Annotated in this window: 13 protein-coding genes; all 13 read right to left on the bottom strand. The window is 47.6% G+C overall.

Annotated elements, in window-relative coordinates; translation table 11 throughout:
• Positions 1–16: 16 nt before the first annotated feature.
• The 13 genes from bshC to ACYVF1_RS22550 all read right to left on the bottom strand — a co-directional run bounded on the left by bshC (position 17) and on the right by ACYVF1_RS22550 (position 12,067).
• Positions 17–1,564, bottom strand: a complete 1,548-nt coding sequence (gene bshC / locus ACYVF1_RS22610; RefSeq protein ID WP_461083123.1) for a bacillithiol biosynthesis cysteine-adding enzyme BshC — start codon at positions 1,562–1,564, stop codon at positions 17–19.
• Between the two features lie 178 nt (positions 1,565–1,742).
• On the bottom strand, positions 1,743–3,050 hold the full coding sequence (gene rimO / locus ACYVF1_RS22605; protein ID WP_461083121.1) for a 30S ribosomal protein S12 methylthiotransferase RimO: 1,308 nt from the start codon (positions 3,048–3,050) through the stop codon (positions 1,743–1,745).
• 131 nt (positions 3,051–3,181) lie between these two features.
• Positions 3,182–3,739, bottom strand: a complete 558-nt coding sequence (locus tag ACYVF1_RS22600) for an NADH-quinone oxidoreductase subunit J family protein (protein ID WP_461083119.1) — start codon at positions 3,737–3,739, stop codon at positions 3,182–3,184.
• Positions 3,740–3,776: 37 nt separating this feature from the next.
• Positions 3,777–4,343: a NuoI/complex I 23 kDa subunit family protein gene (locus ACYVF1_RS22595; protein WP_461083117.1), complete on the bottom strand. Its 567-nt coding sequence runs from the start codon at positions 4,341–4,343 to the stop codon at positions 3,777–3,779.
• Positions 4,344–4,444: 101 nt separating this feature from the next.
• Positions 4,445–5,638 carry an NADH-quinone oxidoreductase subunit NuoH gene (nuoH, locus tag ACYVF1_RS22590; protein WP_461083574.1) on the bottom strand — a complete coding sequence of 398 codons (1,194 nt, stop codon included), beginning with the start codon at positions 5,636–5,638 and terminating at the stop codon, positions 4,445–4,447.
• Positions 5,639–5,712: 74 nt separating this feature from the next.
• The gene (locus ACYVF1_RS22585; RefSeq protein WP_461083115.1) at positions 5,713–6,798 is read right to left on the bottom strand and encodes an NADH-quinone oxidoreductase subunit G; all 1,086 of its coding nucleotides are present in this window, start codon (positions 6,796–6,798) and stop codon (positions 5,713–5,715) included.
• A 65-nt stretch (positions 6,799–6,863) separates the two neighbouring features.
• Entirely contained in the window at positions 6,864–8,204 is a 1,341-nt protein-coding gene (gene nuoF, locus ACYVF1_RS22580) for an NADH-quinone oxidoreductase subunit NuoF (RefSeq protein ID WP_461083113.1), read from the bottom strand.
• A 7-nt stretch (positions 8,205–8,211) separates the two neighbouring features.
• Positions 8,212–8,715, bottom strand: a complete 504-nt coding sequence (gene nuoE / locus ACYVF1_RS22575) for an NADH-quinone oxidoreductase subunit NuoE (RefSeq protein ID WP_461083111.1) — start codon at positions 8,713–8,715, stop codon at positions 8,212–8,214.
• Positions 8,716–8,718: 3 nt separating this feature from the next.
• Positions 8,719–9,162 (bottom strand): DUF29 domain-containing protein, encoded by a 444-nt coding sequence (locus ACYVF1_RS22570; protein ID WP_461083109.1) that lies wholly within the window; start codon positions 9,160–9,162, stop codon positions 8,719–8,721.
• A 20-nt stretch (positions 9,163–9,182) separates the two neighbouring features.
• The gene (gene nuoD, locus ACYVF1_RS22565) at positions 9,183–10,415 is read right to left on the bottom strand and encodes an NADH dehydrogenase (quinone) subunit D (RefSeq protein WP_461083107.1); all 1,233 of its coding nucleotides are present in this window, start codon (positions 10,413–10,415) and stop codon (positions 9,183–9,185) included.
• A 100-nt stretch (positions 10,416–10,515) separates the two neighbouring features.
• Positions 10,516–11,016 (bottom strand): NADH-quinone oxidoreductase subunit C, encoded by a 501-nt coding sequence (locus ACYVF1_RS22560; protein ID WP_461083105.1) that lies wholly within the window; start codon positions 11,014–11,016, stop codon positions 10,516–10,518.
• A gap of 68 nt (positions 11,017–11,084) precedes the next feature.
• Positions 11,085–11,630 (bottom strand): NADH-quinone oxidoreductase subunit B, encoded by a 546-nt coding sequence (locus tag ACYVF1_RS22555; RefSeq protein ID WP_461083103.1) that lies wholly within the window; start codon positions 11,628–11,630, stop codon positions 11,085–11,087.
• Between the two features lie 65 nt (positions 11,631–11,695).
• Complete coding sequence (locus ACYVF1_RS22550) at positions 11,696–12,067, bottom strand: NADH-quinone oxidoreductase subunit A (RefSeq protein ID WP_190889460.1); 372 nt, start codon at positions 12,065–12,067, stop codon at positions 11,696–11,698.
• Positions 12,068–12,106: the final 39 nt, after the last annotated feature.

The following is a 12,106-nucleotide window of genomic DNA, read 5'->3' as shown; positions in this document are numbered from 1 at the left end:
GGCCGCCGGGGCCTATTCACTCCAGACACAGTTGCATCCGAAAATCAAACGGGTCGAAAACGTTTAACATTTTCTGGAGAAACTGCCGGTCATTCAGGTAGAATGTCAGGAAGTTTTCGCTACGTTCCTGCAAACCGCCGTTCGGAAACAGCTCATTTTTGACCGCCAACAACTGCCGTACACCCACTTCCTGGTTGCGTTCTTCCGCACGGCGCATCTTTTTTTCGAGTCGGGCCACGGCGTCGGCAAACCGTTTAGTTTCAGCCAGAACGGCTTTTTCCAACGTAGGATCAACCATCTGCGCTTTATGCAGAATAGCGTCCAGCGCTTTGTTCACGATTTTGTTTTCGTTATCGAACTTGAGCGAATGACGCGTGTGATGTTCCACAAATTCACGCTTTAGCTTCATTATATCCTGGAAAAGCTCTTCAGGTGTCAGGCCCAGTTTGCAGATTCGTTTCGCGCTCACCGACGGTACGTACATCGCGAAATTACGAGGCATCAGAATCGGGAAAGCAGTCTGAAAACGCTCAAAAACGGGCTTGAGCTGCAACCAGTAAGGCACTTCCGACGGACCGCCAATGTAAGCCAGATTTGGCAGAATGGTTTCCTGATACAGAGGCCGAAGTACTACGTTAGGACTGAACTGCTCCGGATGCTCATCAAGAAGTTTCAGCAGCTCGCTTTCTGTAAACTTAAGTTTTGTATGAAGCACCCGATACGTTCCATCTTCTTTGCGTTCGATACGTTCGCGAAGTTGATTATCCAGGAAAAACAGGTTGATATCGCGGGGTGTAATAACGGTTTTGTAGCCTAAATCTTCCAGCAGCTCAGTCTGTTTCTGAACCAGTTCACCCGATTCCTGACGTAGTAACTCATCCCGCATCACGGGCAGAAAGACGCGTTTCAACTCCGCATCATCGGCGTCCAGGCAAACTAGCCCCTCCGCTCCAAATAATTCGTTAACGTAGTACCGGACGGCATTAGCTAACGTAGTATTTTTCAGATAAGCCTCTTCAAATAGAGTTAGTTTCTCAGGAATCTGTCCAAAAATGCTTTTTAATTCCTGCGGATTCATTCGTCCAACCGCACCGCGCTGTTCGGTTTGCCACGCATAGCTTCGTCCGAACATGGAAAAATGATTGATCTCAGCAAAATCGTGGTCTTCGGTGGCCATCCAGTAGATGGGTACGAAATTGTAATCAGGGTACGTCTCCTTGAGTTTGCGGGCCAGTTTAATCGTGGTAATAAGTTTGTACAGGATATACAGCGGCCCCGTAAAAATATTGAGTTGATGCCCCGTCGTTACCGTAAACGTATTGGGTTCCAATAACTTCGAAAAGTCGGACTTATTCGGAATAGCCTGGTATTGCCGTTCCAGCACACGCACCAGAACCTGCCGTTTTGAGTCCTCGAACGTTTTTTCCTTTAATTGCTCTCCAAACGCCGATACCTGAGGAAATCGGTTATAAAAAGGTTTTAAGGTATCGTTTTGGTTAATATAATCGAGAAAAAGGGGCGAAAACTGGCCGGTAGATGTAAGGGGCAGGTACTGACAGTCCATGCGATGGGCTACGATATGTATTTATTCGGCTCAACAACAGAAAATCCCGCAAGGTTCGATGGTATTACTTTATCGGGTGCAGATGTGATGTCAGTTATAATAAGCTGATAGGTAATGTTTCTCAAAACATACTGATTCTCGTTCGGTTTTGAGAAATATCACGGACAAATCATATCTTTTATAGTACAGTTCCGTACAAATCAAACTCTTCGGCGCGGTCGATGCGAACGTTGGCAAAATCACCTATTCGAACATACTGACTGGCTGGCACCAGCACTTCGTTGTCGACTTCGGGCGAATCGGCTTCGGTACGTCCGATAAAATAACCGCCTTCTTTACGATCAAACAATACTTTATAAGTCCGGCCAACTTTCTGCTGATTCAATTCCTGCGAAATTCCCTGTTGTAATTCCATCAGTTCATCGGCACGTTCCTGCTTTACGTCAGCATCGATATCGTCGGGCATGGAAAACGAGTGGGTGTTTTCCTCGTGCGAGTACGTAAAGACGCCCATTCGGTCGAAGCGCATCCGTTCCACGAAATCATATGTCTCCTGAAACATGGCTTCTGTCTCGCCGGGATGACCTACAATCAACGTAGTACGCAACGTAATATCAGGAATTTTCTCCCGAATCGTATGAATTAGCGCTTCTGTTTTTTCGCGCGTAATGCCCCGACGCATGATTTTCAGCAGTTCCGTCGAACCCGTCTGAAGGGGCATATCCAGATAATTACACACGTTCGGTCGATTTCGCATTACGTCCAATACATCGAGCGGAAATCCAGAAGGATAAGCGTATTGCAACCGTATCCAATCAATGCCTTCTACGTCGGACAGACGGTCGATAAGGTCAGCCAGATTACGTTTTTTATATAAATCGAGACCATAGTACGTCAAATCCTGCGCAATCAAAATTAATTCTTTCGTACCGCGACGAGCCAGCGATTTCGCTTCTGTGATCAATTCGTCGATTGGGCGTGATACATGTACTCCGCGCATAAGTGGGATAGCGCAGAACGAGCAGGGACGGTCGCAGCCTTCGGCAATTTTGAGGTAAGCAAAATGAGCGGGGGTCGTCAGGAGCCGCTCGCCAACGAGTTCGTGTTTGTAATCGGCACGTAGCGTTTTTAACAATCGGGGCATTTCGTTGGTCCCAAACCACGCATCGACGGTTGGAATTTCAACTTCCAGTTCGTCCTTATAGCGATGCGAGAGGCAGCCCGTTACGTACACTTTATCGACTACACCCGCTTCCTTCGCGTCAACGTAGCGCAGAATAGTGTTAACCGATTCTTCCTTGGCATTATCGATGAAGCCGCACGTATTGATGACCACAATATTGGCATCGTCTTTCTTCGACTCGTGCGTTACGTCCATTCCGTTGCCCTTGAGCTGGGTAAACAGCACTTCCGAATCGACCAGATTCTTCGAGCAGCCGAGCGTAACGATATTAATTTTATTCGTACGTAATCCTTTGGTTTTCAAAACAGGTAATTAGTCAAATTATTGTTTTTGGATAACAATCCTCTTCAACGACAAAGTTCGGTTGGATTAATGAAAGAAAAAGCCGCTCTAACGAGCGGCCTCCAAGTTACGTTGGCGATACGGGTAAATTCTTAGAAATGTCGGTCGCCTGCTTCACGTTTACCGAGCATCACAGCGCCAACCATAGCTACCAGAAATAGTACCGATGCCAGCTCAAACGGTAGTATATAATCGCTATATAAAAGATTCCCTAATTGCTCGACCAAGCCTGTTTTTGGATCGAAAGGTGAGTTAGGACTTACTGTCGGTACCTGTGCACTTTTGGCTCGGAAAATGGTAATGAGCATCACCATCAACAAGCCACCGACTACGACCGAAGCCATTTTGGTCAGGTTCGTTTTCGACTCTTCATCCTCTTTCCGCAAATTCAGGAACATGATGGTGAAGAGGAAAAGAACCATAATGGCACCCGCATACACGATTATATTTACAGCCGCTAGAAACTGGGCGTTTAGTAAAATATAATGGCCCGAGAGGCAGAAGAACGTAGCAATCAGTGCCAGTACGCTATAAATGGGGTTACGCGCTGTTACTACCCCAATGGCGCAGAATAACGTAACAGCAGTCAGCCCCAGAAAAAGGTATCCGGTACCGGTTAAGGTTTTAAAGAAATTAAGTGTCTCAGTCATAGATCAATATATATTCGCCGTTTGAAATGACGGGTTGCTACGTAGCGGCACGCGTCAGGCTAGGCTCGGTGGGAGTTGTTTTTACTTCAGAATTATTTACCCGAACGTAGCGGTCGTCCAGTTTTTCAACGAGTTTGTCTTTACCATAAATCACGTCGTCGCGCTCCTGAAAAACCGGCACCATCCGATCGTGGCGCAGGTAAACAGCCTGTTTAGGGCATGCTTCTTCGCATAATCCGCAGAAAATGCAACGTAGCATATTGATCTCATACACAGCTGCATATTTCTCTTCGCGATAGAGATTTTCTTCACCTTTCTTCCGCTCGGCGGCCACCATTGAAATTGCTTCGGCAGGGCAGGCAACGGCGCACAAACCACAAGCCGTACAGCGTTCGCGGCCTTGTTCATCGCGTTTCAGTACGTGGTGACCGCGATAAATTGGGCCAAGGTATTTTTTTACTTCTGGATATTGAATCGTCGGTTTCTTACGGAAGAAGTGACGTATCGTAATCGCCAGCCCACCCACTACGGCCGGCAGGTACATTTTTTCGGCCAGCGTCATTTCCTTATTGCTGACCTGTTTAGAGCGATTTGTTAGTTGCATATTTCTCAGTTTTCAGTTTACGGTTTACGGTTTACAGTTGGCTGAGCGACATTAATTTGTGCATTAGCTAACGGTAAACCGTAAAATGAAAACGCGTTCACTTAAGCTGTTCGCTGTGACACGATTTCCCGTTTTGGCGCGCGAGCTGTCGACGTAACGGCCAGCACAATCATGACAATGGCAATTAACCAGCTTGCGTATTTAAAGTTATAGAGCAAGCCAGCACCTGTAATTACTACGTTCAGAATAGCTAACGGAATGAATGTTTTCCAGCCCAGGTTCATCAGTTGGTCATATCGGAAGCGTGGAAGCGTCCAGCGTACCCACATGAAAAAGAAAATGAAGAAGAAAATCTTGGCAAAGAAAACGACAAACGTAATGGCCGTTGCTACGTTATGACCCGCTACGCTACCCAGCGATTTTTCGAGCATGCCAGCTACTTCGTTCATGAACGGATAGTGGAAGCCGCCAAAATAAAGCGCTGAAATAAAGGCCGACGAAACAAACATATTGATGTATTCGGCGAACAGATAAAAGCCGAGTTTCATCGAGCTGTATTCCGTATGATAACCGCCAACCAATTCCGTTTCGCACTCAGGCAAGTCGAAAGGGGTGCGGTTACACTCAGCAAAAGCGCAGGTCAGGAAAATAACAAACCCTAGTGGTTGGGTGAAAATATTCCATTCGAAGAAACTAGCCTGTTCGTTTACGATAGCACGTACCGACAAAGAGCCAGTCATCATCAGGATGGCAATCAGCGATAAACCCAGTGCGATTTCATAACTAATATTCTGCGAAGCCGCCCGAATGGCCCCTAACAACGAGAACTTGTTGTTCGAAGCCCAGCCACCAACCATGATGCCGTACACCCCTAGCGATACAACGCCAAAAATGTAGAGTACGCCTATGTTGATCTCGATGCCCTGAACTGGTACGTCATAATTGATTTTATCCCACGCAAACCGGATACTGTCGCCGAACGGAATTACAGCACTCGACATCAGCGCGGTTAGCATGGCCAGACAAGGGCCAAGAATAAATAACCACTTGCTGGCCTGAGAAGGGATAAAATCTTCTTTGAAGAACATTTTACCAGCGTCAGCAATCGGCTGAAGCAATCCCCAAGGCCCCGCCCGGTTTGGGCCGATACGGTCCTGCAAAAAAGCAGCTACTTTCCGCTCGGCGTAAGTAGAATAGGTCGCAATCAGGAGTGTTATCCCGAAAATGACCAGGATAATAATTCCTTTAACGATTAATACGGTAACGTCCATTTTAACTAAGTTATAAAGTTGTATAGTTGTGAGGTTATATAGTTATGAGTCGAAGAATAAAACTTTACAACTCTATAACTTTATAACCATACAACTTCTCATGGTTCTGGTTCTAAGGCTGATGGCAGCGTTTTGGCAAAGCGCTCAGGTGGCAATTGCTGAATTGCTAACTGCGACGTATCACGCTCATCATGAATGGGTTTGTATTCCGCAGCCGCCAGTCGCTGACCAAAGCTCGGTTTGATGGTATCAGCCCGATACTTGTTAGCCGAAATCACCGAACTCCGCGAAATCTTCGTTGGCCCTTCGATTGTCCAGTCGCTGGTTTTCTTGGTATCGAAGCGGCACGTATTACAAATGAACTCTGTTACCTCGCTCCATTCGTTTTTCCGGGCCGTAACACGTATCACTTCATCGCCCCGATACCAAAGCGTTACGTTACCTGAACAAGTTGGGCAATCGCGGTGGGCGTCAACGGGTTTGGTAAACCACACCCGGTTTTTGAAACGATACGTCTTATCAGTCAAAGCACCGACTGGGCAAACGTCAATTACGTTACCGGAAAAATCGTTGTCGATGGCTTTCTCAATATACGTACTGATTTCGGAGGCATCGCCCCGACCTAATACGCCGTGAACCCGCTTATTTGTAATTTGATCGGCCGTATAAACACAGCGGTAGCAGAGAATACAACGGGTCATGTGCAGTTGCACATACGGGCCAATATCCTTTTTCTCGAATGTCCGGCGCTCTTCTTCGTAACGGGTTGTCGCTTTGCCGTGATCAAAGGCAAAATTCTGAAGGTCGCACTCGCCTGCCTGATCGCAAACCGGGCAATCGAGTGGGTGATTTAACAAGAGAAACTCAACCACGCCATTACGGGCATCAATAACCTGGGGGCTAGTCTCATTCTCGACAATCATACCGTCCTGAACGGCAGTCAGACAGGACGCTACCAGTTTTGGCATTGGCCGTGGATCTTTTGCCGAACCAGCTGCCACTCGAACCAGACAAGCCCGGCATTTGCCACCGCTACCTTTTAAGGGTTGGTAATAACACATGGCCGGCGGAGCTACCGACGGACCAATTTTGCGGGCCGCCTGTAAAATAGTCGTGCCCGGCTCAACTTCGACTTCAATTCCGTCAATAGTGACTTTCAATAATTGCGGCTTTACGTCTTCCATATATTGTAACGCGGCTAAGAAGCCGCCAATAAGCTAAATTAGTCACGGCTTTCCAGCCGCGTTACTTAGACCAATGCCATTTCGCCCCGGTAGACAGCTCCTGGTTGAGTAGCTTCTGATGGGTTATCGATGTGCCACTGGAACTCGTCCCGGAAATGCCGAATTGCGCTGGCTACGGGCCAGGCGGCTGCATCGCCAAGCGGACAAATGGTATTTCCTTCAATTTTTTTCGATACGTCGACCAGCAAATCAATGTCCTGCTGATGACCGTGACCGTATTCAATGCGGTGTAGCACTTTCTCCATCCAGCCGGTTCCTTCACGGCACGGGCTGCATTGTCCGCACGATTCGTGATGATAGAATCGGGAGAAATTCCAGGTGTTACGTACAATACACGATGTTTCATCAAACACAATAAATCCACCTGAACCTAACATTGTCCCCGTAGCAAACCCACCATCCGACAGCGATTCATAGGACATTAACCGCTTTTCGCCATTGGCTAAAGTTAGGGCCAGATTGGCGGGCAAAATGGGGACAGATGAACCGCCAGCGACAAGCGCTTTGAATTTATGACCAGGCCGGATACCACCACACCATTCGTCAGCGTAAATAAAATCTTCGACCGGAACACCTAGCTCAATTTCATAAACGCCGGGTTTGTTGATATGCCCTGAAGCCGAAATCAGTTTCGTTCCCGTGCTACGTCCAATGCCGATACCTGCGTAAGCATCACCACCATTATTGACAATCCAGGCCGTCGTCGCAATCGACTCTACGTTATTAACTACTGTTGGACACTGGTATAGTCCTTTTACAGCCGGGAATGGCGGTTTGTTACGTGGGTTACCTCGCTTGCCTTCCAGTGATTCGAGAAGTGCCGTTTCTTCACCGCAGATGTAAGCACCACCGCCGGGCTGCACAACCAGTTCGAGATCGTAGCCACTACCGAGGATGTTTTTACCCAAAAATCCTTTGGCAGTGGCTTCAGCGATGGCTTTTTCGAGGATACGTATTACGTACATCAATTCGCCCCGCACGTAGATGAACGATTTGTTGGCACCCAGCGCAAACGATGAAATAATCATGCCCTCGATCAATAAGTGAGGGATATTTTTCATCAAATAATGGTCTTTAAACGTACCGGGCTCCGACTCATCAGCGTTACAGACCAGGTAGCGGGGAACACCTTCGGGCTTAGCCAGAAAGCTCCACTTCATACCCATCGGAAAGCCAGCTCCACCGCGGCCACGAACGCCTGCTTTTTTTACTTCTTCTACAATGGCGTCGGGCGTCATCGTCTTAAGCGCCTTCTCGACAGCCGTGTAGCCACCTTGTTTCCGGTACACATCAAATGTCTCGATGCCAGGAACGTTAATATGTTCGGTTAATATCTTAATACCCATCTGCGGATTATTTCGATAACTCGTCAATGATTTCGTCTACACGCTCGTTGGTCAGGTGCATGTAGTATTTTTCCCGAATCTGGAAAACAGGCCCCATCCCGCAGGCTGCCAGACATTCCACTTCTTTCAGCGTAAATTGTCCGTCTACTGTAGTTTGTCCTGCATCAATACCCAACCGATTTTTCAGGTGAGCATAGACTTCTTCGCCACCCATCAGACAGCAGGGACCCGTACGGCAATATTCAATAACATGTTTGCCAACCGGATCGAGGTGATACATGGTATAGAACGTAGCAACCTCGTATACTTCAATTGGCTGAATATCAAGCATACGCGCTACGTAGTCCATACCTTCGGGACTGGTCCAACCCTCCTGCTCCTGCAATAAGTGCAATAACGGCAGCAGGGCTGACTTTTGTCGACCTTCTGGGTAGCGTGCAATAATTTCCTTTGCTTTTTCCAACCGCTCCGGCGTAAATTCTACAGCGGAATTATTTGTCTCTGTCGTCATTGTCTACAGCAGGTATTCATCATCAAAAACTTCTTCCCAAGTGAGTGCAGCCGGTTCAAATTTATCCTTACGGGATAAGTTCATTTCTGCTTTTGCTTCGGCAATGGCGTCCTCAAACGTCTCATCCCAGATTTTTTCAATGTACTCACGCGTAAAGGAAGGCATGTATTTTTGCAGAACACGAATTTCACGGCGAACACTAATAATTGTCCTGACCCAACTCGTAGAGCGTTTATCAGCCTGATAACGCCACTTCAATACATGCATCATTAACCGCGTGAGCTGACTACTTAATGCTCTACGTTCGGCATTGGCCATTGCATTGTATAACTCATCTAATGCTTCCTGAGCTTCTTCGTATTCTTTTTCTTCAAGAAGCCTTCGAATAGCCCCTACCGTGTCTAAATGAGACGTAGCTACCATCTCCTGCCAGTCTATCGTCTTCATATTTTCGGTTATTAAATTCATTAAGCGTCCAACTCGCCGGCAATTACGTTCATGCTACTCATAATCACAATGGCGTCGGACAGGGTCAATCCTTTGCACATTTCTGGGTAAGCTTGATAATAAATGAAACAGGGCCGCCGGAAATGCAGGCGATACGGTGCGCGACCGCCGTCACTAATCAGGTAGAAACCTAACTCACCATTGCCTCCTTCCACAGCGTGGTAAACCTCGCCAGCTGGTGCATCAATTTCGCCCATCACAATCTTAAAGTGATAGATGAGGGCTTCCATGTTTTTGTAAACTTCCTGTTTCGGAGGCAGGTAATATTGAGGAGCGTCGGCGTAGTATGGACCTTCAGGAAGGTTGTCCATTGCCTGCTGAATAATGCGCAGACTCTGCCACATTTCCTCGTTACGTACCATGAAGCGATCATACGTATCACCACTTTGCCCCACCGGAATATCGAATTCAAAATCCTGATACGACGAATACGGATTCATGACGCGTACGTCATAGTCCACACCGGCAGCGCGCAGGTTTGGCCCAGTGAAGCCGTAGCTCAACGCCCGCTCCGCCGAAATACCACCCACACCTATCACGCGGTCCATGAAAATGCGGTTGCGGTTGAATAGGTTTTCAAATTCACGTAGCACTTTCGGGAAACGTACCAGCAATTCTTTGATCTTACGTATCGCCGTAGGAGAAAGATCGCGCTCCATGCCGCCGATACGTCCCATATTGGTCGTCAGACGGGCACCGCAAATCTCCTCGTAGATTTCATAAATCTGCTCGCGCTCCTGATAGATATACAGGAAGCCCGTAAACGCGCCCGTATCCACGCCCAGAATCCCGTTGCAAATGAGGTGATCGGCCAGACGGGCCAACTCCATCATAATCACGCGGATATATTGCGCCCGTTTGGGAACTTCGACACCCAGCAGCTTCTCAACCGTCATCCACCAACCCATGTTGTTGATGGGCGACGAACAATAATTCATCCGATCGGTGAGGGTCGTAATCTGGTAAAAAGGCCGACGTTCAGCGATCTTTTCAAAGGCCCGGTGGATATAACCGATGGTCTGTTCGCCCGACACAATTTTCTCGCCATCCATTTGCAGGATGTTCTGAAAAATGCCGTGCGTGGCCGGGTGCGTTGGTCCCAGATTAAGCGTAGTCAGTTCGTTAACGTACTGAACCGGCCCCTGTTCGGCAGGCAGGTTTTTTTGGGCTATATCAAGTTCTTCAGAAACCATATTGGTTAAGTTATAAAGTTGTAAGGTTGTAGGGTTATAAAGTTGACTAGCACTGGAGGAACTGTACAACTTTATAACCCTACAACTTTACAACTATTCTTCATCGTCCAAACAATGCGTCTATTTTGTCTTCCCGCGTACCGTCTTCGAGCGGGTACTCTTTGCGCATTGGGTAATAATCCATTTCTTCCATGTTCAGAATCCGGCGCAGATCGGGATGACCGTCGAAGATAATACCAAACAGGTCGAATGTTTCGCGTTCCATCCAGTTGGCTCCGGCAAATACAGGCGTCAATGTTGGAATATGCACATCTTCGGCAGTCAGATAGACCTTAATACGTATCCGAAAATTATTCGTCAGGCTGTGCAAATGATAAACCACACAGAACTCTTTCCCTTTCGAATCCGGGTAGTGAATGGCCGTTACGTCGGTCAGGAAACCTACCTGTAGGGTCGGATGATCTTTTAGGAAGGTAATAAGCGGAATAATTTGCTCGCGGCTAGTCGAAAACGTAAGCAGATTATACGGGTCATCGAAGTCGGTGACGGCCTCGCCAAACTGGTTGATTATGGTCTGCGCAACTTCTTCGTTGGTCAGCATCTTCGGGGATGAATGGTGATGAGTGAACAAACGGCATATTATCGGCCATTTATTCACTCATTCAATCGTTATTGAATATTATACGAATTCAGAAGCTTCTGATACTCTTCGGTGTTACGTCGGCGTAGCGATTCGTTTTTGGCGAGCTCCTGCACTTGCATCACGCCTTCCAGAATCTGCTCCGGACGAGGTGGGCAACCCGGTACGTATACATCGACGGGAATGATACGGTCGATACCTTGCAAAACGCTATACGTATCGAAAATACCACCACTCGATGCGCAGGCACCAATAGCAATAACCCACCGAGGCTCAGCCATTTGCAGGTATACCTGTTTGACCACAGGCCCCATCTTTTTAGCGATAGTACCCGCTACCAGCAGCATATCGGCCTGACGGGGCGAGAAACTCGGTCGCTCAGAGCCAAAACGAGCCAGGTCGAAGGTCGAAGCCATGGTCGACATGAACTCGATACCGCAGCAGGACGTAGCAAACGGTAATGGCCAGAGCGAGTTTGCCCGGGCCAAACCAATTATTTTATCGAAGGAGGTAGCTGAAAATCCGGGACCATCGTAACTCGCGGGGGCTTCAGCCAGCTTTATATCAGTTGCCATGAAAAACGTTGTATTGGACTACTAAAACAACGAATAAGTATGCACAAAAATTCATTTATCGAGGCTTATTCCCACTTCAAAACTCCCTTGCGGATGATATAGTAAAAACCCGCCAGAAGCAGCCCCATAAACAGAATCATTTCAATAAAGCCGGTCATTCCCAGCCCTTTAAAGTTGACCGCCCAGGGGTATAAAAAGATAACTTCCACGTCGAACAGAACAAACAGGATAGCAATCAGAAAATACTTGATGGAAATGGGAGTCCGGGCGTCGCCCTGTACGGGAATACCGCACTCGAACGGATCGTCTTTCTTCTGACTGTTCCGTTTGGGGCCAATGTTGTGGGTAACGATCATCGTTGTCACGATGAATCCCAGAGCTAAACCAAGCTGGATGAGCACTGGAAGGTAATCGGCCGGAACATAAGTTGCATTCATAGGAGTAGGTAAGAAAAAAACAGTACAAAGGTAACGATA

The sequence above is a fragment of the Spirosoma flavus genome (assembly GCF_054778555.1).
Note: the sequence above shows the minus strand (reverse complement) of the source record. Positions and strands in the feature narration are given on the sequence as shown.

What these genes read in the sequence shown, in the direction of transcription:
- ACYVF1_RS22595 (WP_461083117.1), bottom strand. Translation starts at nt 4,343, where the DNA reads ATGCAACTAACAAATCGCTCTAAACAGGTCAGCAATAAGGAAATGACG.
- ACYVF1_RS22550 (WP_190889460.1), bottom strand. Translation starts at nt 12,067, where the DNA reads ATGAATGCAACTTATGTTCCGGCCGATTACCTTCCAGTGCTCATCCAG.
- nuoF (WP_461083113.1), bottom strand. Translation starts at nt 8,204, where the DNA reads ATGGGTATTAAGATATTAACCGAACATATTAACGTTCCTGGCATCGAG.
- ACYVF1_RS22555 (WP_461083103.1), bottom strand. Translation starts at nt 11,630, where the DNA reads ATGGCAACTGATATAAAGCTGGCTGAAGCCCCCGCGAGTTACGATGGT.
- bshC (WP_461083123.1), bottom strand. Translation starts at nt 1,564, where the DNA reads ATGGACTGTCAGTACCTGCCCCTTACATCTACCGGCCAGTTTTCGCCC.
- ACYVF1_RS22570 (WP_461083109.1), bottom strand. Translation starts at nt 9,162, where the DNA reads ATGAAGACGATAGACTGGCAGGAGATGGTAGCTACGTCTCATTTAGAC.
- ACYVF1_RS22600 (WP_461083119.1), bottom strand. Translation starts at nt 3,739, where the DNA reads ATGACTGAGACACTTAATTTCTTTAAAACCTTAACCGGTACCGGATAC.
- ACYVF1_RS22560 (WP_461083105.1), bottom strand. Translation starts at nt 11,016, where the DNA reads ATGCTGACCAACGAAGAAGTTGCGCAGACCATAATCAACCAGTTTGGC.
- nuoD (WP_461083107.1), bottom strand. Translation starts at nt 10,415, where the DNA reads ATGGTTTCTGAAGAACTTGATATAGCCCAAAAAAACCTGCCTGCCGAA.
- nuoE (WP_461083111.1), bottom strand. Translation starts at nt 8,715, where the DNA reads ATGACGACAGAGACAAATAATTCCGCTGTAGAATTTACGCCGGAGCGG.
- ACYVF1_RS22585 (WP_461083115.1), bottom strand. Translation starts at nt 6,798, where the DNA reads ATGGAAGACGTAAAGCCGCAATTATTGAAAGTCACTATTGACGGAATT.